At 57.3% G+C, this 26,057-nt stretch carries 29 protein-coding genes; 26 read left to right on the plus strand and 3 right to left on the minus strand.

Annotation, left to right across the window (positions count from 1 at the left end):
* Positions 1 to 19 precede the first annotated feature (19 nt).
* The 24 genes from mutL (at position 20) to ADH66_RS19945 (ending at position 22,419) form a co-directional block, all read left to right on the plus strand.
* Complete coding sequence (mutL, locus tag ADH66_RS06545; RefSeq protein ID WP_066534150.1) at positions 20 to 1,930, plus strand: DNA mismatch repair endonuclease MutL; 1,911 nt, start codon at positions 20 to 22, stop codon at positions 1,928 to 1,930.
* Complete coding sequence (gene miaA / locus ADH66_RS06550; RefSeq protein WP_066534148.1) at positions 1,930 to 2,922, plus strand: tRNA (adenosine(37)-N6)-dimethylallyltransferase MiaA; 993 nt, start codon at positions 1,930 to 1,932, stop codon at positions 2,920 to 2,922. The genes mutL and miaA overlap by 1 nt, the downstream gene beginning before the upstream one ends.
* Entirely contained in the window at positions 2,919 to 4,235 is a 1,317-nt protein-coding gene (locus tag ADH66_RS06555; protein ID WP_066534147.1) for an HlyD family efflux transporter periplasmic adaptor subunit, read from the plus strand. Before miaA ends, ADH66_RS06555 begins: the two co-directional genes overlap by 4 nt.
* On the plus strand, positions 4,213 to 4,932 hold the full coding sequence (locus ADH66_RS06560) for a YggS family pyridoxal phosphate-dependent enzyme (protein ID WP_066534146.1): 720 nt from the start codon (positions 4,213 to 4,215) through the stop codon (positions 4,930 to 4,932). Before ADH66_RS06555 ends, ADH66_RS06560 begins: the two co-directional genes overlap by 23 nt.
* 24 nt (positions 4,933 to 4,956) lie before the next feature.
* Positions 4,957 to 5,514: a cell division protein SepF gene (locus ADH66_RS06565; protein ID WP_066534145.1), complete on the plus strand. Its 558-nt coding sequence runs from the start codon at positions 4,957 to 4,959 to the stop codon at positions 5,512 to 5,514.
* Position 5,515: 1 nt separating this feature from the next.
* Positions 5,516 to 6,256 (plus strand): YlmH family RNA-binding protein, encoded by a 741-nt coding sequence (locus ADH66_RS06570; RefSeq protein WP_066534143.1) that lies wholly within the window; start codon positions 5,516 to 5,518, stop codon positions 6,254 to 6,256.
* Between the two features lie 15 nt (positions 6,257 to 6,271).
* Positions 6,272 to 7,405, plus strand: a complete 1,134-nt coding sequence (locus ADH66_RS06575) for a DivIVA domain-containing protein (protein ID WP_066534139.1) — start codon at positions 6,272 to 6,274, stop codon at positions 7,403 to 7,405.
* 21 nt (positions 7,406 to 7,426) lie between these two features.
* The gene (gene lspA / locus ADH66_RS06580) at positions 7,427 to 7,939 is read left to right on the plus strand and encodes a signal peptidase II (RefSeq protein WP_084384198.1); all 513 of its coding nucleotides are present in this window, start codon (positions 7,427 to 7,429) and stop codon (positions 7,937 to 7,939) included.
* 5 nt (positions 7,940 to 7,944) lie between these two features.
* On the plus strand, positions 7,945 to 8,886 hold the full coding sequence (locus ADH66_RS06585) for an RluA family pseudouridine synthase (protein ID WP_066534137.1): 942 nt from the start codon (positions 7,945 to 7,947) through the stop codon (positions 8,884 to 8,886).
* Positions 8,883 to 9,275, plus strand: coding sequence for a hypothetical protein (locus ADH66_RS06590; RefSeq protein ID WP_066534134.1), 393 nt, complete (start codon positions 8,883 to 8,885; stop codon positions 9,273 to 9,275). The genes ADH66_RS06585 and ADH66_RS06590 overlap by 4 nt, the downstream gene beginning before the upstream one ends.
* 151 nt (positions 9,276 to 9,426) lie before the next feature.
* A complete protein-coding gene (locus tag ADH66_RS06595; protein WP_066534133.1) occupies positions 9,427 to 10,302 on the plus strand; it encodes a YicC/YloC family endoribonuclease in 876 nt (291 codons plus the stop codon).
* Between the two features lie 24 nt (positions 10,303 to 10,326).
* On the plus strand, positions 10,327 to 10,590 hold the full coding sequence (locus ADH66_RS06600) for an extracellular matrix/biofilm biosynthesis regulator RemA family protein (RefSeq protein ID WP_066534132.1): 264 nt from the start codon (positions 10,327 to 10,329) through the stop codon (positions 10,588 to 10,590).
* Entirely contained in the window at positions 10,583 to 11,197 is a 615-nt protein-coding gene (gene gmk, locus ADH66_RS06605; protein ID WP_066534131.1) for a guanylate kinase, read from the plus strand. Before ADH66_RS06600 ends, gmk begins: the two co-directional genes overlap by 8 nt.
* 51 nt (positions 11,198 to 11,248) lie before the next feature.
* Positions 11,249 to 11,458, plus strand: coding sequence for a DNA-directed RNA polymerase subunit omega (locus ADH66_RS06610; RefSeq protein ID WP_066534130.1), 210 nt, complete (start codon positions 11,249 to 11,251; stop codon positions 11,456 to 11,458).
* Positions 11,455 to 13,899: a replication restart helicase PriA gene (gene priA, locus ADH66_RS06615; RefSeq protein WP_066534129.1), complete on the plus strand. Its 2,445-nt coding sequence runs from the start codon at positions 11,455 to 11,457 to the stop codon at positions 13,897 to 13,899. The genes ADH66_RS06610 and priA overlap by 4 nt, the downstream gene beginning before the upstream one ends.
* 34 nt (positions 13,900 to 13,933) lie before the next feature.
* On the plus strand, positions 13,934 to 14,419 hold the full coding sequence (gene def / locus ADH66_RS06620; protein ID WP_066534127.1) for a peptide deformylase: 486 nt from the start codon (positions 13,934 to 13,936) through the stop codon (positions 14,417 to 14,419).
* A 12-nt stretch (positions 14,420 to 14,431) separates the two neighbouring features.
* Positions 14,432 to 15,352, plus strand: coding sequence for a methionyl-tRNA formyltransferase (gene fmt / locus ADH66_RS06625; RefSeq protein WP_066534126.1), 921 nt, complete (start codon positions 14,432 to 14,434; stop codon positions 15,350 to 15,352).
* Positions 15,353 to 15,409: 57 nt separating this feature from the next.
* Positions 15,410 to 16,750, plus strand: coding sequence for a 16S rRNA (cytosine(967)-C(5))-methyltransferase RsmB (rsmB, locus tag ADH66_RS06630; protein ID WP_066534125.1), 1,341 nt, complete (start codon positions 15,410 to 15,412; stop codon positions 16,748 to 16,750).
* A 34-nt stretch (positions 16,751 to 16,784) separates the two neighbouring features.
* The gene (gene rlmN / locus ADH66_RS06635) at positions 16,785 to 17,804 is read left to right on the plus strand and encodes a 23S rRNA (adenine(2503)-C(2))-methyltransferase RlmN (protein ID WP_066541594.1); all 1,020 of its coding nucleotides are present in this window, start codon (positions 16,785 to 16,787) and stop codon (positions 17,802 to 17,804) included.
* Positions 17,794 to 18,531 (plus strand): Stp1/IreP family PP2C-type Ser/Thr phosphatase, encoded by a 738-nt coding sequence (locus ADH66_RS06640; protein WP_066534124.1) that lies wholly within the window; start codon positions 17,794 to 17,796, stop codon positions 18,529 to 18,531. The genes rlmN and ADH66_RS06640 overlap by 11 nt, the downstream gene beginning before the upstream one ends.
* 23 nt (positions 18,532 to 18,554) lie before the next feature.
* Entirely contained in the window at positions 18,555 to 20,636 is a 2,082-nt protein-coding gene (gene pknB / locus ADH66_RS06645; RefSeq protein WP_066534122.1) for a Stk1 family PASTA domain-containing Ser/Thr kinase, read from the plus strand.
* A complete protein-coding gene (gene rsgA / locus ADH66_RS06650) occupies positions 20,636 to 21,541 on the plus strand; it encodes a ribosome small subunit-dependent GTPase A (protein ID WP_236757206.1) in 906 nt (301 codons plus the stop codon). Before pknB ends, rsgA begins: the two co-directional genes overlap by 1 nt.
* Positions 21,538 to 22,155: a thiamine diphosphokinase gene (locus ADH66_RS06655; RefSeq protein ID WP_207653044.1), complete on the plus strand. Its 618-nt coding sequence runs from the start codon at positions 21,538 to 21,540 to the stop codon at positions 22,153 to 22,155. Before rsgA ends, ADH66_RS06655 begins: the two co-directional genes overlap by 4 nt.
* Positions 22,156 to 22,245: 90 nt before the next feature.
* On the plus strand, positions 22,246 to 22,419 hold the full coding sequence (locus ADH66_RS19945) for a hypothetical protein (RefSeq protein ID WP_157130570.1): 174 nt from the start codon (positions 22,246 to 22,248) through the stop codon (positions 22,417 to 22,419).
* Between the two features lie 63 nt (positions 22,420 to 22,482).
* On the opposite strand, the gene ADH66_RS20590 is transcribed toward ADH66_RS19945, so the two are convergent.
* The 3 genes from ADH66_RS20590 to ADH66_RS06665 form a co-directional block, all read right to left on the minus strand.
* Positions 22,483 to 22,650 (minus strand): hypothetical protein, encoded by a 168-nt coding sequence (locus ADH66_RS20590; RefSeq protein ID WP_207653045.1) that lies wholly within the window; start codon positions 22,648 to 22,650, stop codon positions 22,483 to 22,485.
* A gap of 14 nt (positions 22,651 to 22,664) precedes the next feature.
* On the minus strand, positions 22,665 to 23,840 hold the full coding sequence (gene spoIVB, locus ADH66_RS06660) for a SpoIVB peptidase (protein ID WP_088364385.1): 1,176 nt from the start codon (positions 23,838 to 23,840) through the stop codon (positions 22,665 to 22,667).
* Between the two features lie 484 nt (positions 23,841 to 24,324).
* On the minus strand, positions 24,325 to 24,942 hold the full coding sequence (locus tag ADH66_RS06665) for a class I SAM-dependent methyltransferase (RefSeq protein WP_066534118.1): 618 nt from the start codon (positions 24,940 to 24,942) through the stop codon (positions 24,325 to 24,327).
* A 158-nt stretch (positions 24,943 to 25,100) separates the two neighbouring features.
* On the opposite strand from ADH66_RS06665, the gene ADH66_RS06670 reads away from it, so the two are divergent.
* Both ADH66_RS06670 and ADH66_RS06675 read left to right on the plus strand, forming a co-directional pair.
* Positions 25,101 to 25,787: a hypothetical protein gene (locus ADH66_RS06670; RefSeq protein ID WP_066534116.1), complete on the plus strand. Its 687-nt coding sequence runs from the start codon at positions 25,101 to 25,103 to the stop codon at positions 25,785 to 25,787.
* Between the two features lie 30 nt (positions 25,788 to 25,817).
* Positions 25,818 to 26,024, plus strand: a complete 207-nt coding sequence (locus ADH66_RS06675; protein WP_066534114.1) for a 4Fe-4S binding protein — start codon at positions 25,818 to 25,820, stop codon at positions 26,022 to 26,024.
* The last annotated feature ends 33 nt before the right edge of the window (positions 26,025 to 26,057 follow it).

Raw genomic sequence — 26,057 nt, forward strand, 5'->3', positions numbered from 1 at the left:
AGAATGAAGGAGTCATGGAATGCCGAAAATTCGTGTGCTGGATAAACAGGTGGCCGAGCTTATCGCCGCCGGCGAGGTGGTGGAGCGGCCCTCGGCGGTGATAAAGGAGCTGGTGGAAAACTCCGTGGACGCGGGGGCCACGGTCATCACCGTGGAGATACGCCGGGGCGGCGTCACATATATGCGGGTCACGGATAACGGCTGCGGCATAGCGCCGGAGGACGTGCCCACCGCCTTCCTGCGCCACGCCACAAGCAAGGTGGCGGGGCAGGAGGACCTGAACGCTATAGGCACCCTGGGCTTTCGGGGGGAGGCCCTGGCCTCTATTTCGGCGGTGGCCCATGTGGAGCTATTTACCCGGGCCGAGGGGGAAGCCGTTGGCGTCAGGTATGCCTGCGGCGGGGAGGAGGAGCCGGAGCTTACCGAAGCGGGATGCCCGGGGGGTACGACCCTTGTGGTGAGGGACCTGTTCTTCAACACCCCGGCGCGGATGAAATTCCTGAAAAAGGACGTGACAGAGGGAAATTCCGTGGCGGGTATTCTGGACAAGCTGGCCATGTCCCACCCGGAGATATCCATACGCTTTATCCGGGACGGCAAGGAGCAGCTGCATAGTCCCGGGGACAGCAAGCTCTCCTCGGCAGTATACGCCGTCTGCGGCAGGGAGTTTTCCTCCACGCTGATACCTGTGGATTACCGGCTGGGGCATGTAAAGGTACGGGGCTTTATCAGCGCTCCCGCCGGGTGCCGCCCAAACCGCAGTATGCAGAATTTTTTCATAAACGGGCGCTTTATCCGCAGCCGAACGGCCATGGCGGCCTTGGAGGAGGCCTATAAGGGCTCCATTATGGCGGGAAAATTCCCCGCCTGTGTGCTGCATTTAGAGGTAGCCTGTGAGGCGGTGGATGTGAATGTGCACCCGGCGAAGCTGGAGGTGCGCTTTGTCAACGAGCGGCCCATATTCGACGCGGTGTACCACGCCGCACGCTCGGCACTGAACGCGGGGGACAGGCCCAAGGAGATGGAGCTGAAAAAGCAGCCTGTGTCGCCCTATGCGCCTGTGCCGGAAAAGAAGGAGCAGCTGACGTTTTCGACCGCAAAAAGCTTCAACCAGCCGCTTTTCCTGCACGACAGCGGAGCCGAAGAACCCAAGGTACCCGAGCTCCCAAAGGCAATAAAGCGGGTATTTGAGACAGCTCCAATGCCAGTGTTCAGGACAAGGCAAATTGACATAGAACCGGGAGAAAACTCGGCCGCAAAGCCGGAGCCCGGACAGTCCCTCTCACCGCAGGACTCGCCTCTGCCCCCGCCGGAGCGCGAGGAGCCCCCGGAGGAAAAGCCAAAGCCGATAGTGTCCGAATTTTCCTCGCGCATAATCGGCGAGGCCTTTGGGACTTATATTATCGTAGAGTACGGCCCGGACAAGCTCATGCTTATCGACAAACACGCCGCCCACGAGCGGCTGCTCTATGAGCGGCTGAAGGCCGACCGGGGTGGCTGCGAGGCCCAGGCTCTTTTGGAGCCGGTGGCGGTGAGCCTGGACATGGACGAATATTCCGCCGTGCTGGCCCATGAAAAGGAGCTTTCAGAGGCCGGGTTCCAGGTGTCGGACTTCGGTGCGGGCACGGTGCTGGTGCGCTCGGCGCCGCTGCTGCTGGAGGGCGGGGACGCGGCGGCTGCCGTGATGGAAATCGCCGGGTACCTGGCAAGCTTCAAGACGGAGCTTGCTACGGAGCATATGGACTGGGTCTACCACAACGTGGCGTGCCGGGCCGCCATAAAGGCCGGGGACCACACCAGCCGCCAGGAGCTTATCTCCCTTGCGGCGGAGCTGGAGAGGAACCCCCAGGTGCGGTACTGCCCCCACGGCAGGCCGGTATACATTCTGCTTAGCCGGCGGGAGATAGAGAAACAATTTGGGAGAGTATAATGGCGGAGAAACCTATTGTTATCGCGGTCACAGGGCCCACGGCCACGGGAAAGACGGCTTTGGGCATTGAGCTTGCGAAAAAGTTTAGCGGCGAGATAGTCTCCTGCGACTCTATGCAGGTATATAAAGGGCTTAAAATAGGCACAGCCCAGCCGGAGGAGGGCGAGCTTTCACAGGTCAGGCACCACCTTATAGGATTTCTTGGGTGGGAGGAGAATTTCAGCGTATCCGACTATGTAAAGCTGGCGGGAGAGACTATCGGAGAGATAGACAGCCGGGGAAGGCTGCCGGTGCTGGTAGGGGGTACGGGGCTGTACGCCCGCTCTCTGCTTCGGGGCTTCACCTTTACGGAGGAGTGCAGGGACGACAACCTTCGGGCTAAGCTTTTCTCAGAGGCCCAGAAGCTGGGTCCCGATGAGATGCACCGAAAGCTTGCGGAGCTTGACCCGGTATCAGCGGAGGAGATACACCCCAACAACTTAAAGCGCGTACTCCGGGCGCTGGAATACTGTATACTTTCAGGGGAGCCCTTTTCCCGGCAGACGGAGAGGTCAAGACAGGCCGAGGGGCCATATAGGTATGTGATGATCTGTCCTGTGTTTAGGGACCGCCGGCGCTTATATGAGCGCATAAACGCCCGTGTGGACAGGATGCTTGAAAAGGGACTATTAGAGGAGGCGCAAAAGCTCTACAGCTTTTGCAAAAGCGCCCCAAAGCCGCCCACCGCTGCCCAGTCCATTGGGTATAAGGAGCTTTTTCCGTACTTTGAGGGGCAAATAGCTCTTGAGGAGGCTGTGGAAAATATCAAACGTGAGAGCCGCCGCTACGCCAAGCGCCAGCTTACATGGTTTGCCCGGGAGCCGGAGATCCGATATCTGTATATGGACGGGCTTTGCGGCACAGACGCGGCCCTGGAGGAGTGTATGAAAATACTGGAAAGCTGTGAGTTTTATACTGAACTCAGCTTGAGGGAAGGAGGGGGCGCCCATTGAAGAACCGAAAGCTGTATGCCGCCGCCGTTATAACCATATCGCTGCTGGTGCTCCTCTCAGTGGCTTTCAGCGCCGTTAACCGCCGGGCGGATTCCTTTACAAACAACAGCCTTGTGACGGAGGAGGCCCTTTACGGCGAGGTGGTGGACTCCATACAGACCCAGGGCTTTGCCGTTCGTGAGGAGAGCCTAATAAGCCCCAACTATACCGGGGTGCTGAACTATCGCGTGGCAAACGGCGCGCGTGTTTCCAAGGGCGGGGTGATAGCCGATATTTTTCAAAGCGAGAGCGACGCCGCCGCCCAGAACATGGCGGACCGCATAGAAAGGGAGATACAAAGCCTGTCGGCCCTTTCCCGGCCGCTGGACGCCTATGTGTCGGCAAGCGCCGCCCTTGGCGAGCAGATATACGAGGAACTGGGCAGCGTCGTGCTGGACGTACAGCGCGGTGATTTCTCCAGCGTTGCCAATACTAAAGAGGCGCTGCTTCTGTCTTTAAGCCGCAAGCAGGTGCTTTCAGGCCAGGAGAGCCATGAGGACTATGCCCAGCGGGTGAAGGAGCTCAGAGCGGAAAAGGAATCGCTGACCACGGACCAGGCGACGAATTCGATCAAGGCCCCCGTCTCCGGATGCTTTGTCACCTTCGCGGACGGCCTTGAAAAGACGGTATCAATAGACGAGGTGAAAAAGCTGACCCCCGAAAAGCTGGAGAAGCTGTTTGCCCTGGAGGGTAGGGATCTCCCCGAACAGTATATTGGCAAAATATGCGAGGATTTCAAGTGGTACATGGCCTGCCTGTTTGACGAGGATTCTATGGGAAAGTTTGACGGCGTGGAGGACGTGACCCTGGATATCCCCTATGCCAGCACGGCCACCATCCCGGCCAGAGTGGTGGCAAAGAACCGGGACGTGGACACGGGTAAGACGGCGGTGGTCTTTGAGTGCACCTATATGGACGCGGACCTGGCCGCTGTGCGCAACGAAAATGTGCAGGTGAATGTGAGAACATATTCCGGCGTGCTGGTAAACGAGAAGGCCCTGCGCTTTCTGGATATAGAATACGAGGAGAAAGACAAGGACGGAAATACGGTTACCAAGGTAAAGGAAAACGTCAAGGGCGTTTATGTGGTCTATGGCGGCCGGCTGGAATTTGTGCAGGTGTTCTCGGAAAAAGACGTTAACGGCTATGCGGTATGCAAGCTGGAGCTTAGCGAGGACGAGCAGGAGAACCTGGTGACGGACCATACTATACGTATGTATGATCAGGTAGTAGTGGGAGGAGTTGACCTTTATGACGGAAAGATCGTTCGCTGAACGCTTTGGGGCGTTCGACAGGAATTATCAGGAGATACTGGAGAAGATCGCCCGGGCGGCGGAGCGCTCGGGGAGGAGCCCCGGGGACATAACTCTGCTGGCCGCCACAAAGACCGTGCCGGTAGAGGTGATAAACCATGCCATAGCAAGGGGGCTCAGGTGCCTTGGGGAAAACCGGGTGCAGGAGCTTCTGGATAAATATGACCGTCTGGATAAAGAGGAGTGCGACCTACAGTTTATCGGCCAGCTGCAAACCAACAAGGTCAAGTACCTTATTGGCAAGGTCAGCTGTATCCAGTCGGTGGGCAGCGTAAAGCTGGCCCGTGAAATATCACGGCTTTGTGAGAGGGAGGGCCTTATAATGGAGGCGCTCGTTGAGGTGAACATCGGCCGGGAGGAGAATAAGGGCGGCGCCCTGCCGGAGGAACTTGTGGAATTTATCGATGAGATACGCGCTTTCCCCGGCCTGCACGTCAAGGGACTCATGGCTATACCCCCAATATGTAGTGACAAAAAAATTCTTTACCGCTATTTTACGGCAATGGAGCAATATTATGTTGACATCCGGGCGAAAAGCATGGATAATGTAGATATGGTATGTCTTTCTATGGGGATGTCCTCCGACTTCCCCGAGGCCATTGAAAGCGGCGCGACGATGGTTCGCGTGGGCTCGTCGCTGTTCGGAGCGAGGGCGTAACAATAAGGGAGGTTCGTTTGTATTATGGCAGGGCTGATGGATAAGCTGCAGAGGATGTGGAATCCGCCGGAGGATGAGTACGAGTACGACGACTATCCGGAGGAGACAGAGCAGGAGCCCGAGGAGAGCCAGGATTACGGCTCTTCCCGGGAGGAATCCCGGCGGGCGGCGCCGGTGTCGTCCTTTTCGTCGTTCTCCAGCTATACGCCAAGGGAGAATAATGTAAGGGAGTATTCAACGGCCAGGGCTTATACCCCAAGGGAGCAGAGCCCGGGCAAGGTGGTCAATATAAACGCAAAGACCCAGCTTCAGGTGGTGGTCCGAAACCCGGTTTCCTTTGGCGAGGAGGTGCGCTCTATAGCCGACGAGCTGCTGCGCCGCCACACGGTGGTGCTGAATCTGGAGAAGACCGATAAGGAGACCTCCAGGCGCATCGTGGATTTTCTCAGCGGCGTGGCCTATGCAAATAACGGCAAGATAAAGCGCATAGCCACCTCCACCTTTATCATCACCCCGTATACTGTGGACCTGACCGGCGACGACGTGCTGGACGAGCTGGAAAGCAACGGGCTGTATTTCTAACATGGGCGGAGAAAGAGAGCTTCTCCTTGCAAAGCTGAGGGACGCTGTAAGGACCGCCTGGCGCAGGCCCTGCTTTCTTGGCTTTCTTGACGAGAGTCAGGCGGCTTTCTGCCGGGAGGCCCTTCGCAGGGAGCCGGGGGAGTATCTGCTTTGGGGCGGTTATGAGGGAGCCGAGAGGGTCATGGCCGGGTTTTTCCCGGACTATATGGAGCCCGCTTATGAAGATTTTCCCATTTCCGCCCTGACCTTCATCTACCGCCCGGGAGATAAGCTCTCCCACAGGGATTTTTTGGGGTCCTTTATGGGGCTGGGCATTGAGAGAAGCGTAATAGGCGACCTCCTGGTGGAGGAGGGCCGCACAGTGGCCTTTGTCAGGCGGGAGATGGAGCGGTATTTTTTAGAGAGCCTTCGGAAAATAGGCCGGACAGGAGTAAGGATAACAGCCGGATATCAGGGGCCGTTGCCAGTCCTTCGGGAGTATAAGGATATCAGCGGCGTTATAGCCTCGGACCGGCTGGACTGCCTCGCGGCGCTCTTATGCCGCACAAGCCGGGAAAAGGCCGCAAGGCTTATCGCTTCTGGGGCTGTGCTGGTGAACCATCAGGAGGTCCTCAGCGTGGACCGGCGGCTGGAGGAGCGGGACATTATCTCCGTTCGTGGGCACGGGAAATTTATATTGGACTCTTTCGGGCCCTTGACCGGCAAGGGCCGGCTGACCGTTAAATGTAGGAAATATCAATAGGGGAGGAACTTCCAGATGCTGACGGTAAAGGAAATCAATGAGGTGAGCTTTGGGAAAGCGGGATTCTCCGGCTATAAGCCGGAGGATGTGGATAATTTTATCGACATGGTGGCCGCTTCTTTCCAGGAGCTGCTGGCAGAGAGGGACGCGGCGGTAAAACAGGCCGGGGAGCTGGCCGCGCTGAACACTGAACTGGCCGCCAGGAACTCGGACGCCCAGCGCAAGCTCTCTGTCCTGGCCCAGAAGATCGAGACTTACCGCACGGACGAGGAGGGGATCAAGGAGGCCATCATCAGCGCCCAACGTATGTCCAAGGCCATGGTGAAGGAGGCCGAGGAGAAGGCCGCGGGCATAGTCAGCGACGCCCGGGCCCAGGCAGAGGCAAAGCTTCTTGAGGCCAACGAGGAGGCCCGCAAGATCACTCAGAACGCCGAAAGCGACGCGGCAAAGGCCGCCAAGGAATATTCACAGATGGCGGACACGAAGAAGACCGAGCTTGAGGAAATCAAGAAGCAGGTGACGGCTTTCCGTTCCTCGCTTTTGGAGATGTATAAAAAGCATCTGGAGTGTATAGACCATATACCCACCTTCAGGCAGAAGGACGAGCCGGAGCCCGAAAAGCCGGCGGCCGTACCCCAGCCGGAGCCTGTTGCGATTCGTGAGCCGGAACCTATAAAGACCGCGGAGCCTCTGTATGAACTTCCGCCGGAGGAACCTGTTGTGGAGGCAGAAGCGGAGACAATAGCGGAACCTGCGCCGGAGCCAAGGCCAGAGCCAGAGCCAAGACATATGCTGCCGGTGCAGGAGTACAGGGAGCAGCCCGCCCCGCGCCAGCCCCAGCCCCCAAGGACAGTGAGGGAAAGGCCGGCTCCCCAGCCCTCCCGGGGCGCGCCACGAGAGGGGACAGGGCGGCAGGAGCAGTCACAGATACGCACGCTGAACGACACGTATAATTACGTCCAGGAGCAGCTGCAGCCCTCCCGCCTGCCGGAGAGCTATCTGGAGGACAATGACCTGAGCTCAGTGGGCATCGACCTGAACGCCCACTCCAATATCCCCGAAGCGCTGCGCCGGGAGAAGAGCACAAATTACAGCAACCTTCCCTTCGGAGACGGCATTGACGTGGACGGAAGGAAGCGCAGGCGGTGAGATGCTTGAAAGGAGAGAACCTTGAGTAAAAAACTGGGAAGGGTGCTGCTCATTATGGCGTCAGCCGCCCTTATCGTTGTGGACCAGGTCACGAAACACCTGGCGGCTACCCTCCTGCGGGAGGGCGCGGGCGGGTCCGTGACAGTCATACCCGGGCTGCTGGAATTCAGATATCTTGAGAACACGGCCGCCGCCATGGGCCTGTTTGATGGGCTGATATGGCTGGTCATGGTTCTAAGCGTTCTTGTGGCTATAGGCATAATTGCGGCGGTATTCCTCTATAAGGAGCACACCTGGGCAAGCTATACGGCGGCTACGCTGCTGCTTGCGGGCGGTGTGGGGAATTTAATTGACAGGATAATAAATTTGGGGCCCACAGGCGAGCGTTTCGTGGTGGACTTTATCCATGTGCTGTTTTTTCCCTATATATTCAATTTTGCTGACTGCTGTGTGACGATCGGAGCGGTCTTTTTGGTGATCCATTTCATAATAGGAGCCCGGCGGGAAAAGCAGCTTGCCGAGCAGGAGGGCTGAGGGCTATGGTCCAGGCTGGGGAGGAGCTCACGCTTATAGTGGAGGACGCGTCCCTGCGGCTGGATAAGCTGCTGGCCCAGCGGCTCGAGGGCATGAGCCGCTCAGCCCTTCAGAACCTGATTTCCGGGGGCTTTGTAACGGCGGGGGGAAAGGCTTTGGCCAAAAGCGCAAAGCTTTCCCCCGGGCAGGCCGTCACAGTGACTCTGCCCCCTTTGGCGGAGCCGGACGTTTTGCCGGAGGATATCCCCCTTGATATCGCCTATGAGGACGAGGACCTGCTGGTGGTAAATAAGCCCAAGGGCATGGTAGTGCACCCCGCGCCGGGGAACTATACCGGCACCCTGGTAAACGCCCTTGTGCACTACTGCGGGGAAAGCCTCTCCGGGATAAACGGCGTGCTGCGCCCGGGGATTGTGCACCGCATTGACAAGGATACCAGCGGCCTGCTCTTGGTGGCAAAGAACGACATGGCCCATAGGGGATTGGCCGGACAGATACAGGCCCACAGCCTCAAAAGGGAGTACCGGGCCGTGGTATATGGCGGCTTCAGGGAGGATAAGGGCACCGTGGACGCGCCCCTAGGCAGGAGCCCTGCCGACCGCAAGAAAATAGCGGTCCTTCATAACGCCCCGGGGGCCCGGGAAGCCGTTACGCATTTTTTCGTGGAGGAGCGGCTCCCGGGGTTCACCTATCTGCGCCTGCGGCTTGAGACGGGCCGCACCCATCAGATACGGGTGCACATGGCCTATACCGGCCACCCTGTGGCCGGGGACCCGGTGTACGGCCCTAAAAAGGTCATCACCGAGCTTCGGGGCCAGTGCCTTCACGCGGGGCTCTTGGGCTTTGTCCACCCCAGGACGGGGGAGTATGTCGAGCTTTCGGCAGAGCTGCCGGAATATTTCAGCAGGTTTTTACACAAGCTTCACAGTAAGGAGTATGAGCTATGATAGAGATACTGCCAATGCAGGACAGAGAGAGGGAGAGGGAGATTCTCAAGGGGATAAAAGGCGCGGGACCCCAGGCAAGGGTACTGGCTATGTGCGAGCGGGGACAGACTCTCGGCACAGCGGCGCTGGAGCTGGAGGGCTCTGTGCTGCGCATCTTACAGCTGACTGCGGAGGACTATGATTTTTCAGAAGCGCCCAGAGGTGAGACCGTGTTCCTTCTTGACTCACTTATGCGTTCCGCCGCGTCATATGGGGAGAATTTCGGGGCCGTAAGCATCGAGACGGCTTTCCCGGATTTCTTTGGCTTTTTCAGGGCCAGGGGCTTTGACTGCGACGACACCCATGCTTTTACGCCCATGAGCACTATTGTAAAATACGAGTTCCACTGACCTGATACCTGCGGCCCTTGCAGAGGGACCCGCGGGTTTTTTCTTAAAAAAGTATGAAATCTTTGAAAATCAGTTGCATTGAAGCCTTGGAAATGGTAAAATTTCTTGGTTAGGGGTTTATAGTAAAACAGACAGAAGGAGAACCGCAGATATGCTAAAAAGTATGACAGGCTATGGCAGAGGAGAGGGTATAGTAGAAACGCGGCATATCGTGTTCGAGCTAAAGTCCGTGAACCATAAATTTTTCGAGATTAATCCCAGGGTCACAAGGGGATACCAGTTTTTAGAGGACAGGCTCAAGACCTATCTGCACGAGCGCATATCAAGGGGCAAGGTGGACCTGTTTTTACAGATAGAGAACCTTGGGGAGTCGTCGGTGGAGGTAGGGGTAAACCACTCCCTGGCGGCGGGGTACTATAGGGCGCTTTCGGAATTGCAGGAGCGCTACAGCCTTCCCGACGGCCCAAGCCTGGAGCTGCTCTGCCGCTATCAGGACATATTCACCGTGCACAAGGCCCCTGAGGAGGAGACCGTCTGGCGGCAGGTGCTGGAGATTGCGGCCCCCACGGTGGATTCCTTCCTGCGTATGCGCGAGGCCGAGGGCGAAAGGCTTAGGGCCGATATCATGGAGAAGGCCGGGAATATCCTGTCCCTGGTGGATAAGGTAGAGGAGCTGGCCCCGGGCACGGTGGCCGAGTACCGGGAGAGGCTGCAGGGCAGGATACAGGAGCTTCTCTCTGACAGCAGGTTTGACGAGCAGCGGGTCCTTACGGAGGTGGCGGTCTTTGCGGACAAGGTGGCGGTGGACGAGGAGACCGTGCGCCTTCGCAGCCATTTTGCCCAGCTTGAAAAGCTTGCAAATTCCGACGGCCCTGTGGGAAGGAAGATAGACTTCCTGGTGCAGGAGATGAACCGCGAGGCCAATACCATCGGCTCCAAGTCACAGAATACCGAGATAGCCTACCTGGTGGTGGATATAAAATCGGAAATAGAAAAGATCAGGGAACAGGTACAGAATATTGAGTGACGGCAGGGAGAGGGGCGGCAGCATATGAAGCTTATAAATATCGGCTTTGGCAATATGGTTTCGGCGTCAAAGGTGGTGGCCGTGGTCAGCAACGAGTCGGCCCCCATAAAGCGCATGGTGCAGGACGCCAAGGAGCGGGGCGCCGTTATCGACGCCACCTTTGGAAGGAAGACAAAGGCCGTGATAATTATGGACAGCGGCAGCATTGTGCTGTCGGCCATTATGCCGGAGACAGTGGCCGGTCGCTTTAACGGCCGGGAGGATATGGGAGGGGAAGAAAATGAGTAGAGGGATTTTGCTGGTGGTGTCCGCGCCCTCCGCGGGCGGCAAGGGGACCATACTGGGGGAACTGTTTAATCGGGACGGGAACCTCAGGATGTCCGTCTCCGCCACCACCCGCCGGCCGCGGGAGGGCGAGGAGCACGGTAAGCATTACTATTTCATCAGCCGCGAGGAGTTCCGGGGGCTTATCGACAGCGGGAGTATGCTGGAGTACGCCGAATATGTGGGAAACCTGTACGGCACGCCCAGGGGGCCCGTTGAGCAGTGGCTCTCCGAGGGGCACGACGTGGTGCTGGAGATAGAGGTGCAGGGCGGGGCCCAGATCAAAAAGCTGGCGCCGGACTGTGTGTCGGTATTCATCACGCCGCCGTCTATGGAGGTGCTGGAAAAGCGCCTGCGGGGCCGGGGCACGGAGAACGAGGAGACCATCAGAAAGCGCCTTGAGACGGCCCGCCGGGAGCTTCCACAGGCGGAAAACTATGATTATGTGGTTATAAACGACCGCCTGGAGGACGCTGTTGACGATATGCAGGCTATACTGCGCAGTGAAAAGCTGCGGTATATGAGAGATCCAGACTTTATAAAAGGATTATTAGCCGGCCCGAAGGCATAGCCTATAAGGCAGGCTGAATAAAACTATTTGTGAAAGGAACGTGTTGCAGGTATGCTAAAACCATCCGCGAATATTATCAAGACTCCGCATATGAACCAGTATTCCCTGGTTATCGCCGTGGCCAAACGGGCCCGGCAGATTTCCGAAAAGGCGGAGAACGAGGGGGTCAAGCTTATTGACAAGCCGGTGGACATGGCTGTGCAGGATTTTATTCAGGAGCGCTACCGTATCGTCGAGCCGGAGAACCCAGAGGAGGAATGAGCACGCTTGCCCGAATAGCGGTGGAAAATACGGTTTATCATTTTGATAAGCTGTTCACCTATCTGGTGCCCGAGGAACTTTACAAGACGGTACGGCCCGGCGTGCGTGTGACGGTGCCCTTTGGAGCGGGGAGCCGCGAGAGGGTGGGCATGGTGTTCGATCTGGACGGCCAAGAGGGCGAAGGCATAAAGACGGTTTTATCCGTGCTGGACCGCGAGCCTGTCCTGGACCGGGAGGGCCTTGGGCTGGCTCTGTGGATGAAGAACAGGTACTACTGCACCCTTTTCGAGGCGGTCAAGCTGATGATCCCGGCGGGGCTGCACTTCAGGCTGAAGGACAGCTATGTGCTAAGCGCCGGCTTTACCGACTTTGACCGGGAGAACTATGACGGACTGTCCTGGCAAATAATCATGGCCCTTCGCTCCCACGGCCGGGCGATGCCCATGGAAAAGCTCTCGGCGGCTCTGGGCATAACCCGGGACTGCCCGGAATTTAAGGCCTTACAGGCCGGGGGCGTTGTATGCCGGGTAAACCTTGCCATGAACCGGGTAAAGGACGCCGTCTCCAAGATGGTGCGTCCCATACCGGGCTTTGACGGCAGGCTGACCCCCAGGCAGAGGGAGGTGTACGGTGTGCTCTGCGACGTGGGCGAGGTCTCTGAGAAGGAGCTGTGCTATTTTACCGGGGCATCTCCGGCGGTAGTCAAGGCCCTCTGCGAAAAGGGCGCGGCGGAGGTATTCCAGTACGAGATCTACCGGCGGCCCGAGGCCCTTGCCGCGGAGGAGGACAATGATGATCTGATACTGTCCGAAAGCCAGCAGAAGGCGCTGGAGGAACTGACCGAAGAATATGAGAACGCCAGGGAGGGCAGCCGCTGCGCCCTGCTGTACGGTGTGACAGGCAGCGGCAAGACCTCAGTGTACCTTAAGCTTATAGACCATGTGCTGGCAAAAGGCCGGGGCGTTATCGTGATGGTGCCGGAGATATCCCTGACCCCACAGACCCTGCGCCGGTTCCAGAGCCGCTTCGGGGATCAGGTGGCCGTGTTCCACAGCGGCCTGTCCCTGGGCGAGCGCATGGACGAGTGGAGGAGGGTGCGTCAGGGCAGGGCCAGGATAGCGGTGGGGACCCGCTCGGCGGTTTTTGCGCCGGTGCAAAAGCTGGGCCTTATCGTCATCGATGAGGAGCAGGAGCACACCTATAAGTCTGAAGCCAGCCCCCGCTACGACGCCAGGGAGGTGGCCCGCTACCGCTGCGCCAGGTCCGACGCTTTCTGCCTGCTCTCGTCGGCAACGCCTTCGGTGGAGACCTTCCATATGGCCCGGGAGGGGAGGTTCCGCTTTCATAAGCTGGAGGACCGCTTCGGCAGGGCCGTAATGCCGGAGGTCCAGCTGGTGGATATGAACTGGGAGGACCACCCGGGCAGCGAGCACGCGGTGGGCATGGCTCTGGGGGAGGCGCTGATAGAAAATTTCCGGCGGGGCAAGCAGTCTATTGTGCTGCTGAACCGCCGGGGCTACCACACCTTTGCCAGCTGTCGGAGCTGCAGGGAGGTAGTAAGCTGCCCAAACTGCAGTATTTCGTTGACATATCATACGGCCAACCGCCGTTTTATGTGCCATTACTGCGGGTATTCGGCGCCGCTTATGAAAAAATGCCCCTCCTGCGGCAGCGAGGGACTTGCTTTCAGGGGGCTGGGCACCCAGAAAGCCGAGGAACAGTTAAGGGAGCTGCTGCCAAAGGCCAGGATCCTGCGGATGGACACCGACTCCATGTCGGGCCGGTACTCCCTGGAGCGGAGCCTTCATGAGTTCGCCCGGGGGGAGTACGACGTTATGGTGGGCACCCAGATGGTGGCCAAGGGGCTCGACTTTGAAAACGTGACCCTGGTGGGGGTGATATCGGCCGACCAGACCCTTTACAGCGACGATTTCAGAAGCGGCGAAAGGACCTTTGACCTGCTGACCCAGGTGGTGGGCCGGGCGGGACGGGGCAGGCTCCCGGGCCGGGCGGTGATACAGACCTTCGCGCCGGAAAACCCGGTGCTGGGGCTTGCGGCGAAGCAGGACTATTTCGGCTTTGCCGAAAGGGAGCTTGCCTATAGAAAGGCCATGCTCTACCCGCCCTTTGTGGACCTGCTGGTCATCGGCTTTGTGGGCGGGGACGAAAAGCTTACGCGCCGGTCCGCAGAACGTTTTTTACAGGAGCTGGAGGGCCTTGCAAGGGGCGAATACGCGGGCCTGCCCCTGCGGGTGCTGAGACCCTCCCCGGCGGCCATAGCCAGGGTGAGCGGCAAATACCGCTATAAGCTCATAATAAAGTGCCAAAACGGCCCAAGGTTCCGGGAGATGATCGCAAGGCTGCTTACCGCCTTCGCGGGGCTCAGGGAGTTTCGGCAGGTGACGGTCTATGCGGACCCGAACCCGAACCGCATCATATAGAGGATCAAGTTGAGAAAGGAAAGTGACCATTGTAATGGCAATCAGGAACATAGTCCAGTTTGGGGAGGATATCTTGAAGAAGGAATGCCGCCCGGTGGAGAAGTTTGACCATAAGCTCCGCCAGCTGCTGGACGATATGCAGGATACCCTGTACGAGGCCAACGGAGCTGGCCTTGCCGCGCCCCAGGTGGGAGTATTAAGGCAGATATGCGTCATCGACGTAGGCGATGGCCTGGTGGAGTTCATCAACCCGGAAATTTTATCCGTAGAGGGGGAGCAGACCGGGGCCGAGGGGTGCCTGTCCCTGCCAAATGAGTGGGGTATGGTGACAAGGCCGCAGAAGGTGACGGTAAGGGCCCAGAACCGAAAGGGAAAGTGGTTCAAGACCACAGCTGAGGACCTTTTCGCCCGGTGCATCTGCCACGAGGTGGACCATCTGCACGGCACGGTGTTCACGGACAAGGCAAGCAGGATGCTCACTCCCGAGGAGATCGAGCAGCTTCAAAAGGAACAGCAGTAGAGGAGGAGAGCGATGCGGGTTATTTTTATGGGTACGCCGGACTTTGCCGTACCCTCCCTACAGGCCCTTTTGGACCGGGGGGACGACATATGCGCGGTGTTTACTCAGCCCGACAAGCCCAAGGGGCGAGGGCATAAGTTACAGCCGCCGCCGGTAAAGGAGCTGGCGCTGCGGCACAGCCTGCCGGTGCTCCAGCCGGATACTCTGCGGGACGAAGCCGTACAGGAGTCCATAGCGGAGCTTGAACCCGACGCAATAATTGTGGTGGCATACGGTAAGCTGCTGCCGCCGAAGGTGCTCTCTGTGCCAAGGCTTGGGTGCATAAACGTGCACGGTTCGCTGTTGCCCAAGTACCGGGGCGCGGCCCCCATACAGTGGGCGGTCATCAATGGGGAGAAGACCGCAGGGGTCACCACTATGTTTATGGCAGAGGGTATGGACACCGGGGATATGCTCTTAAAATCGGAGACGGAGGTGGGCCCGGAGGAGACGTCAGGGGAACTGTTCGACCGGCTGAAGCTCTTGGGTGCAAAGCTGCTTACCGAGACCCTTGATAAGCTGGAGCAGGGCGAATTAAAGGCGATACCCCAGGACGGGACACAGGCGACATTGGCTCCCCTGCTGAAAAAAGAGATGTCTGCCCTCGACTGGAGCGAGCCGGCACAGCGTATACATGACAGGATAAGGGGGCTGAACCCCTGGCCCTGCGCGGCGGCTGATTTAGACGGAAAGCGCGTGAAGCTGCTGGCCTCTCAGGTCATAGAGGGCGAGGGTGTACCCGGTACGGCATATAATCTTGACGGAGAGCTGGCAGCGGCCTGCGGCCGGGGAATGCTTCGGATAACAGAGCTGCAGGCGGACACAGGAAAGCGCATGAGCGGCAAAGACTATCTTTTAGGGCACCCCCTTAAAGAGGGCGCAAGGTTTGAATAGGGCCGCCGGAGGGCCACATTAATTTGCAGAAGGACACGGAAAGGACTATAGTACAAAATGCCAAAACCACATCAAACTGCCAGGGCCGTCGCCTTACAGGCGCTTATACAGGTCGAACAGGGCTTTGGATATTCAAATATCGTTTTGGATCATTCTCTGGAGGACATAGGCCTGAACAGAAGGGATAAAGCGTTGGCTGCGGCTATTTTCTATGGGGTTTTGGAGAAGCGGCTGACTCTGGACTACTATATTGTCCGGTGTCTTAGCAGCCCCGGGAGAAAGCCGGACCCCATGGCCCTTGAGGCAATACGCTGCGGGGCATACCAGATACTGTATATGGACCGGGTCCCCGACTCAGCCGCAGTAAATGAGACGGTCCAGGCAGTAAAGTCGGCTGGCAGAGCTCAGCTGGCCGGATTTGTGAATGGTGTCCTTCGGGGGCTCGTAAGAAAGAAGGGGCAGATAGAGCTGCCGGGCGGCGACAGCCTGAAAGCGCTCAGCGTCAGGTTTTCTGTCCCGGAGGATTTAATTAAGCTTTGGACGGAGGGCTATGGGAGGCGGGCTACAGTTCAGATACTGGACAGCCTATCGGAAAAGCCAGAGCTGTTTATTCGCGTCAACAGAGCGCGGTGCACTGCGGAGGAGCTTGAAGCCTCCTTAAAGGAGAGCGGCGTAAAAATGTGCTCGTTACAGCACCCGCAGTATGCGGCGGTTCTGGAAAACTGCGGCGCGCCCCAAGGCCTTGAGCAGTTCAAAAAGGGTATGTTCCATGTACAGGACCTCTCGGCCCAGTTGGTGTGCCGGGCCCTGGACCCAAGACCGGGCGAGACGATTTGCGACTGCTGTGCTGCCCCCGGTGGAAAAGCCTTTACCCTTGCCCAGGAGGTGGGTACTGAAGGCAGGATATACGCCTTTGACCTGCATGAAAAAAGGGTGGGCCTTATTAAAGAAGGGGCCGCCAGGCTGGGCCTTGACAATATATACGCCCGGGTTGGCGACGCTACAGATGTGCTTGAAGGAGTAATTCAAGCCGACAAGGTGCTGTGCGACGTGCCCTGCTCCGGCTTTGGGGTCATCAAGAGAAAGCCCGAGATACGATATAAGAATTTAGAATCATTGCAAGATTTGCCAAAGCTGCAATATAATATACTACAGAACGCTTCACGGTACGTAAGGCCCGGCGGCCTGCTGCTGTACTCCACTTGTACCCTTAACCCGGCGGAGAATTCCGCTGTGGCAAAGAGGTTTTTACAGGAAAATAACGGCTTTGAGCCGATGACAATAGATATTGGCCTCCGGCGGGTTATAGAGGAGCCGGAAAATATGCTAACCATGATGCCCTTCGCGGAGGCCTCGGACGGGTTTTTTGTGGCGGGTTTCCGAAAAAAGACAGGATAGGTGCAAAAGCTTGGAGAAAAGGGACATCAAATCTATGACACTCGAAGAGCTGCAAGCAGAGCTTGGGTCCGCAGGGTTTCCAAAATTCCGGGCGGGACAGGTGTTCAGCTGGCTGCATAAGGGCGCGTCGTGTTTTGAGGAAATGACGGATATACCGAAGGATTTGCGCCTGCGGCTTGCAGAGGCGTATGAAATCGCCTGTGCCCGGGCGGTGCGGAAAAGGGTGTCGAAGGATGGCACGGTAAAATATCTCTTTCAGATGAACGACGGAGAACTGATAGAATCGGTGCTCATGAGTTATCACCACGGATACTCCCTCTGCATTTCCACCCAGGTTGGGTGTAAAATGAATTGCAGCTTCTGCGCCACAGGCAAAAGCGGCTTTTCCCGGGATCTGCTCCCCTCTGAGATGCTCAGCCAGATACAGGCGGCCCAGCTTGACGGGAATATCCGAATATCGAACGTGGTGCTCATGGGCATGGGAGAGCCCCTTGATAACTATGAGAATGTGCTGCGCTTTTTGAAGCTTGTGTCAAGCCCAGAGGGCATGAATATCGGCATGAGGCATATCTCCCTCTCCACCTGCGGTCTGGTGGACCGCATCTATGATTTGGCGAAGGAAAAATTGCAGCTTACCCTGTCCGTCTCCCTTCATGCGCCGAACGATGAAATAAGGAACCGCACCATGCCGGTGAACAGGCGCTGGAATATTGAGCAGCTTCTTAAGGCCTGCCGGTATTACGCCCAAAGGACCGGGCGGCGCATATCCTTTGAGTACGCCATGATAAGCGGGGTAAACGACAGCGCCCGGTGCGCCGGGGAGCTTGCAGCAAGGCTCCGGGGTATGCCCGCACACGTGAACCTTATCCCGGTAAACGACGTTACGGGCGCGGGTTATAAGAAAAGCGGCCTTCTAAGTCAGAAACGGTTTATAAGTATCCTTGAGCAGGGCGGCTGTACGGCTACGGTACGGAGGACACTTGGATCGGACATCGAAGCTTCCTGCGGGCAGCTTCGCAGAAAACATAAAGGAGGGAACGGATATGAGGGTTGATTTCGCTACGGATACCGGCGCGGTGCGCAGCTCGAACCAGGACGCCTGCAAATGCGGGTTATTCCCGGGAGGAGGGGCTTGGACCGTGGTCTGCGACGGTATGGGCGGGGCAAACGGAGGAAACGTGGCCAGCGCCATCGCCGTGGAGAGCATTGAGGAGCTTTTGAGGAGCGGCTATAGGGAGAATATGAGCCCGGGCAACATCAAAAGCATGATTATCAACGCCATATACCGTGCAAATGGGGCGATATATGAGAGGGCCCTGAAGGCCAGAGAGCTCCAGGGCATGGGCACCACGGCGGTGGTTATGCTGGCGGTGGCCGGCCGGCTGCACGTGGCCCATGTGGGGGACAGCCGGGCATATTTAAAGAACAGCGGCGGCATAAGGCAGCTGACGATGGACCATTCTTATGTACAGGACCTGGTGAACTTCGGCCAGATAACCAAGGAGGAGGCCCGTACCCACCCGCGCAGAAATATCATCACCCGTGTGCTGGGTGTGCACGAGGGCGTGAAGGTGGACTATGCCGTTTGGGATTTCGCCGCCGGGGATATCGCCCTGGCCTGTACGGACGGGCTGACAAATTATATGGACGAGGACCTTTTGGAGGAGTATATCAACAGGCACAGCGGCGACGGCGGCGCCCTGGCGAAGGAACTCATTAAATTTGCCTTAAAATGCGGCGGCTCGGACAATATCACCATTGCCGTGGTAAACAATATATGATAGAAAGTTGGGGATAAGCGTTTATGGATAAGTATATTGGCAAGCGTTTGGATGGAAAGTATGAGATACACAATCTGGTGGGCGTGGGCGGCATGGCCTGCGTCTACAGGGCCTACGACAGGGTAGAGGACCGCTGGGTGGCCATCAAGATACTCAAGGACGAATTTTCAAACAACAGCGAATTCCTAAGGCGGTTCCGCAACGAGGCCAAGGCCATAACCGTCCTGTCCCATCCCAACATTGTGGATGTGTACGACGTGAGCTTTGGTGACAGGCTGCAATATATCGTCATGGAGTATATCGACGGAATAACCCTTAAGCAGTATATCGATCAGGAGGGCGTTATCCGCCTGGACGAGGCCCTGCATTTTACCACCCAGATACTAATGGCCCTGGAGCACGCCCACGAAAAGGGGATAATCCACCGGGACATCAAGCCCCAGAATGTGATGCTCTTACAGGACGGCTCCATCAAGGTGACGGATTTCGGCATCGCCCGGTTCTCCCAAAGCGAGACCCAGACCATGACCGACAAGGCCATCGGCTCCGTGCACTATATCGCGCCGGAGCAGGCCAGGGGCGACTATATCACCGACAAGGCCGATATCTATTCCGTGGGCGTGATGCTGTACGAGATGACCACGGGCCGCCTGCCCTTCGTGGCGGATAACGCCGTGTCCGTGGCCCTTATGCAGCTGCAGGCAAAGCCGGTCATGCCCAGAGAGCTGAATCCCAGCCTGCCAAGAGGTCTTGAGCAGATCACCATGCGGGCCATGGAAAAGAGCCCAGTGGACCGCTTCCAGTCCGCAGGGGAGATGCTGGACGATATCGACCGTTTCCGCCGCAACCCCGGGATAGTGTTCCACTATGACCTTCAGGCCGGAAGGGCGGACTACGACTCCTCCCGGAATATAGATTCCTACGACTCCGCCCGGTTCAAGCCCAGCTATAACGACAGCTACGAGTATGAGGAGGAATACGTGCGCTCCCAGCGGGGGGCCCGGGGGGCCATGGCCGTGAAGGGCGTTATCGCGGCGGCCATTATCGTGCTTTTGGCGGTGGGGGCCGTATGGCTCTGGAACAACAGCGACGCCCTTTTCGAGCCAAAAGAGGAGGAGCAGATAGAGATGCCGAACTTTGTGGGGATGATCTACGACGATATCCTCAACAACCCCGAATACAGCGATAACTTCAAGTTCAAGCGCACAGAGGGCAATAACCCGGACCTGCAGCCCGGCGAGGTCATGCAGCAGAACCCCAACCAGAAGATCATGGTGAAGAAGGGCTCTGAAGTCACGCTGCTGGTCAACGGCAAGGTGGAGCAGGTGGAGGTGCCCGACATGAAGGGTTACTCCCGGGCCGACGCCACGGCACTCTTGAAGGAACTTGAGCTAAAGGTCAAGTGTGAGGAGGTCGCCCACGACGAGATTAAAGTCGGCTATGTAGTATCCTCTGACCCCCAGGAAAAGACCATGGTGGACGTGGGCACCACGGTGACCCTTAAAATAAGCAAGGGCCCCGCCACAAAGAAGGTAAAGATACCCGACGACCTTGTGGGCAAGACCCGATACGACGTGGAGTCGGTGCTTAAAGAGAGGAAGCTAGTGGTGGGGAACGTCATAACCGACGACACCAGCACCCAGCCCGCCGATACGGTGGTAAGCACCAACCCCGCCCCGGGTTCCGAGGTCTCAGAGGGGGCCGCGGTGGATATAGTGATAAGCTCCGGCAAGGGCTCTACAAAGACCGTAAGCAAAGATATCTCCCTGCCTTCGGGGGTGAATATGGACCTGAACCTTAAGGTGTATAAGAACGGCACCCTGGTGGATGAGCGCACCGTCAACCCCGCCTACAGCGGCACCTATAATCTGACCTATACCGGCACCTCCGGCCAGGAGTCCGTAGTGGTGCAGCTGGAGGGCAAGGACTATATGTACCTGACCTTCGACTACGACGCCAAGGAGGCCACTATAACCCAGACCTTTGAGTTTACACCGCCAAGCAGCGGCGGCGGTGACGAGCCCGACACCAGCGGCGGCGACAACAGCGGCGGCGAGGGTCTGGGTACCGGCGGCGGCGGAATAAGCAATAACTTTGAAAACTGATGGAAAATATGGAGCTTGAGGGACTTGTAATAAAGTGCGTGGGCGGGTTCTATACAGTGAACACAGCGCAGGAGCCAGTCATATGCAGGGCCAGGGGACGCTTCCGCAAGGAGGGGGTTTCCCCCTGTGCCGGGGACCGGGTGAGGGTGCAGAGGGAGACGGACGGCTCCTGGGCGCTTTCAGAGGTGCTGCCTCGCAAAAATCACCTGGTCCGCCCGCCGGTGGCCAATTTGGACCGCTTGTTCGTGGTGGCGTCTCTCAGGGGCCCGGCGGTAAATCTTGCGCTGGTGGATAAGACCCTGGCGGTGGCGGAGATAAACCATATCGAGCCGGTGGTGGTGTTCACCAAAACGGACTTGGACGACCCGGGGCCCCTTTTGGAGATATACCGGCTGGCGGGGATAAAATGCTGCAAGGTATGCGCCCAGAGGGGAGAGGGTATAGAGCAGGTGCGGGAGCTGTCCGCAGGGAGGGTCTCTGCCTTCCTTGGGAACTCCGGCGTGGGGAAGTCCACCCTGCTGAACGCCCTGTTTCCGGGGCTGGGGCTTGAGACCGGCGAGATAAGCCGCAAGCTGGGCCGGGGCCGGCACACCACCCGGCATGTGGAGCTCTATCCTCTGCCGGGGGGCGGCTATGCCGCGGACACGCCGGGCTTCTCGACCTTTGACCTGGAACGCTACAGGCTTACCGATAAGGAGCAGCTTGTGAGGGGTTTTCGGGAAATCGAAAGGTTCTCAAAGGACTGCCGGTTCACCTCCTGCTCGCATACCTGCGAAAAGGGGTGCGCGGTCCTCAAGGCGGCGAACGAGGGAAAAATCGCCGGATCGCGCATAGAAAACTATGGGGCAATGTATCAAGAGATAAAGGGTGTAAAGAAATGGGAGCAGAAAAGCAAGCATGTATGATTATTGGGGCCTCGCCCTTGGACGGCCGCAAGGTCTTCAAGGAGTTTGACCCAAGGCACTACTATGTTATATGCGCAGACGCCGGCTATGAGACAGCCATGAAGGCCGGGATAAAGCCGGATCTGGTGGTGGGGGACTTTGACTCTGCCAAGGAGCCGCCGCCAAAGGAAATAAAGTGCGTCAGCCTGCCGGTAGACAAGGATGTGACCGACACCATGTTCGCGGTTATGAAGGGTTTTAACCTGGGGCTGCACAGCTTCTTGCTGCTGGGCTGCCTTGGTGGAAAGCGCTTTGACCATTCTCTGGCCAACCTGGAGGTCTTACAGTATATCCGGGAGCACGGGGGGCATGGGATAATGGCCGGCGACCACACAAAAATATTCCTCCTACAGGAGGAAAGGCTGAAGATGACAGGCATGGCCGGGGCCATAGTCTCAGTGTTCCCATATAATGGCTCAAACTGCATAGTGAGCTATTCGGGGCTGAAATACCCCTTAAACCGCGGCCAGCTCTCCTGCGGCGGCCTTCCAATGGGGGTAAGCAACCAGGTGACCGGTGACCCGGCAGAGGTCCGGGTACATAGCGGCTGCGCGCTGGTAGTGGTGGGGCAGTAACATATTTTCTTCTGCTGTGTATACTGGAATAACGAGTTAAGTGAGCGCGGCTTGACCGGGCCCACTGAAAAACGGCGGGAGGGTATTGCCATGTCAAAGCGGAAATTCAACTGTACCTGTATAAAGGATCGAAATTGCAGGAACCTTTGTATCGTCAGCTTTGGCCTGGGTATGTCCATTGCCTGCTTTTGTCCCGTGGGCTTTGCGCTGTTTCTTTCGGCGGTGATTTTGGTGGCCCTTGGACTCTCGTTACTACGTATTTGAATGGGAGGCAGCAGGATGAAGGTCGTAATTGTTGAAAAACGGAAAGGTTTTTGGGGCTTCTTTTTACGCAAGCTCTATGGGATACACAAGGTAGAGGAGGTATAAAAACCGCGTACTTAATATCAGCCGCCCACCTTCGGGATATCCGCCGAAGCTGGGCGGCTTTCTGTAGAAGCCTATATAGGAAATGAGCAAGCGGACAACGTAGTGCAATTCCTTCCGCTTGCTCATTATCGCTATCTGGGTCAGTCCTTCTCTGATTTGTTCGCTTCTTCTATATTCCGGCACTGTTCCACCATGGTCTCGGCAAAAATTCCATACCCCCTTGTGGGGTCGTCCATAAACACATGAGTTACAGCTCCGCATAGCCTGCCATCTTGAAGGAGGGGAGCGCCGCTCATGCCCTGCACAATCCCCCCGGTGGATTCCAGCAGTCTCTGGTCCGTCACCTTAATGACCAGATTCTTGGTAGGCTGGTCGGTATTGCTCACCTTCTGTATCTCCGCCGCATAGGCATGGGGGCCTGATTCGTCGATGCTGGCAATTATTTCTATCGGTCCGGCCTTTACCTCTTCTCGGGCCATCACGTCAATAGGCGTGCCCTCCGGGACTTCTGCCAATTTCCCGTAAACGCCGGTCTCGTTGTTTGCCAGCAGCTCGCCCATGGAATCGTCTGAGGAGAAATATCCGCGCAGCTGGCCGGGCTCCTCGGGGATACCCTTGACGATGCCGCACAGGGTAATGGCCGCGGGCTCGCCTGTTTTAAGGGACATTACGCTGCCTGCGTCTGAGTCGCAGATGCCGTGGCCCAGGCCGGCGAACATACCGGTTCCGGGGTCGTAAAAGGTCAGCGTCCCCACGCCTGCCGCGCTGTCGCGCACCCACATGCCGGTCCTAAAGGCTCCCTCGCCGAACACCGGGGTGACCGTGGCCTCGAACTCCTCATCTCCCCGGCGCACCAGGAAGGTCACGCCCTCACCCTGACTGCGGCCGATATAGGCAGCAAGAGCCGCGTTGCTCTGGATCTCCATGCCGTCTGCTTGGACAAGATAGTCCCCCGGCCGCAGTCCCGCCTCGGCGGCGGGGCAGCATATGCCGCCGGTGGTATAAATATCCGAGAGCGAGGCAACAATAACCCCATCGGTAAAGAGCTTTATGCCAAAGGCTTTGCCCATGGGTATCACCTGGCCGTTTGCGGCAGGGGGCGCGGGCTCTGACGGAGTCTGGCTGGCGGTATTAAAGGCTGCGGCCTCCTGTACGGCGGCTTCAGCGGCAGGCTCCTCCAGGCCCAGCACCCCTATTGTCATGAGCATACATACTGCGGTTATGCCAACGCTCATGGCAAAGGTGTGAAGAGCCCCGCAGAAGGACCGCCTTTGTGACCTGCTTATAAGAGTTTTCTGTTTTTCTTGTTTTTCCAAATGCTTCACCTGCCCTCCGAGGCAAGACTGAAAGGGTTTAACGAAAAAATCCGGCTTTCGGCCCCGAGTTTAATTTGCCACAGGGAGAAGGATTTATGATGGAAATTAAAAACGCTTCTGTATTCCATGTGCTCTTATGCACAAGGAAGGCAGAAGCGAGAATTTTTGGTCTGCCGCAACTACCGGGCACAGCGGTGGCAATCCCGCAGAGTTCGCGAATGCCAATGAGCAAACTCTTGGGCCCGCGCTCCGGCTATTGCCGGTCTCGCCCGGTAGAAGGGACAGTAAACTTGCATAAAATAAGTATACGATGATATTAGACAAAGTATGTTAGGCTTTTATCGTCTCTCTTTTCTTATCACCTTCTTTCCTTTCGATGGTCTTAGTATACAGCAGAATTATGAAAAACGTATCAAGACCATATAAAAGAATTGTGTGTTTTTTATGAACGGTTTTTGAATATGTCCGCCAAAAATCACAAAGCTTATCCCTGCAAAGATAGCAGACCGGCACAATAGGAGAACTTCTCAAACTCCATTGCCGGGAAGGCCTCGAGTGTTTCCTCGTACACAAAGTATATCTCGTCCTCGTCCCAGCCCTCGCCCACCTGCTGGCGGCACTGCTCCAGCTCCTGCCTGCTCTCGAAGGCCACGTCGCCGATAAGTATGGCGCCGCCCTCCTTTAAAAGCCCAGTCAGGGTGTTTATAAAGCTTATCTTTTCGCTGTCCGTCAGGTGGTGCAGAGAGTACGTTGCGATGATAAAGTCATAGCGCTCCGAAAGTATCGGTCCGGCAAGTCCCCGGGAGAAGTCCCCCTGGAACAGGCGGGCGCCGGGCATCTTGGCCTTTGCCAGCTCTATCATCCTCTCCGAGAAATCCTGCCCCCATATCTCGCAGCCGCCCTCGTACAGCTTCGCCGTAAGGGTGCCTGTGCCGAAGCCTATATCAAGTACCTTGGCCCGGCCCTTAACCATTACAAGCTGGTATATCCTTCCGAGAACCTCCTTATAGCCCGCGAAGGGATAGCTTTTCTCCTCGTCCGAGAGCCCCACGGCCTTATCATAGCCGTCGGCCCACAGGTCGAAGCCCTTATTGTCAAGCATAACTGTATCTCCTTTTTTATATAATATTAATATATAAATCATAACCTCCCCCGGACCATATGTCAAGGCGCAATGGTAAAGGCCGCAGCAGTTGAATTTTTCCCCGATATGTGCTATACTATCACAGAACCGCACAAAATCGCGAAAGGAGGCGCATTATGCCCATCACCGTTATCTGCGGCCACTACGGCTGTGGTAAAACCAACCTTGCCCTAAACCTTGCCCTGGAGGCTGCCGGAGACGGGCCAGCCACTCAGGGTACTACTGTAACCCAGGGTACTACAGTAACCCTTGTGGACCTGGACATAGTGAACCCCTACTTCCGCTCCTCAGACTATGCCGCCATATTAAAGAATAAGGGCGTGCGCCTGATAGCGCCGGTCTTCGCCGGGACCACCCTGGACACGCCGACGCTGCCGCCGGAGGTACAGTCTGTTTTCACCCCGGAGGCCGGGAGGATCTTTATCGACGCTGGCGGCGACGACGCGGGAGCCACGGCCCTGGGGGGGCTGAGCCCCGGACTGATAAAGGCGGGGTACGAGCTGATATACGTGATAAACCGCTATAGGGCGCTGTCACAGACCCCGGAGGAGTGCGCGGCGCTGCTTTCCGAGATAGAGGGGGCCGCGCGGCTTCGGGCCTCCGGGATAGTCAACAACTCCCACCTGGGAGTGGAGACGAAAATGGAGCATGTACTGGACGCGCTGGACTTTGCAAAAAGAACGGCGGAGCTTACCGGCCTGCCCCTTTTATACTCCACCGTGCCGGACTTCGCGCTGAACGGTGAGGAACCGCCGGAGGGTTTCAGGACTGTCAGGCGGCTGGTAAAATTCGCGTGGGAATAAGCAAGATTTATATATTAAGGAGGTAACATCATGCCAAGGATAATCGTGGACGAGAGCGTCTGCAAGGGCTGCGGGCTCTGCGCCAACGCCTGCCCGCAAAAGATCATCTCCCTGGATACCGGGAGGCTGAACCCCAAGGGCTACCACCCCGCAAGGCTTATGGAGCCCGAAAAGTGCGTGGGCTGCGCGGCCTGCGCGGCCATGTGCCCGGACACGGCCATAACTGTGGAAAAATAATTGAAAAATAATAGAGAAAAGAGGTCAGAGCCA

Origin of the sequence: Acutalibacter muris (assembly GCF_002201475.1) — a bacterium.
Taxonomy (GTDB): Bacteria; Bacillota; Clostridia; order Oscillospirales; family Acutalibacteraceae; genus Acutalibacter; species Acutalibacter muris.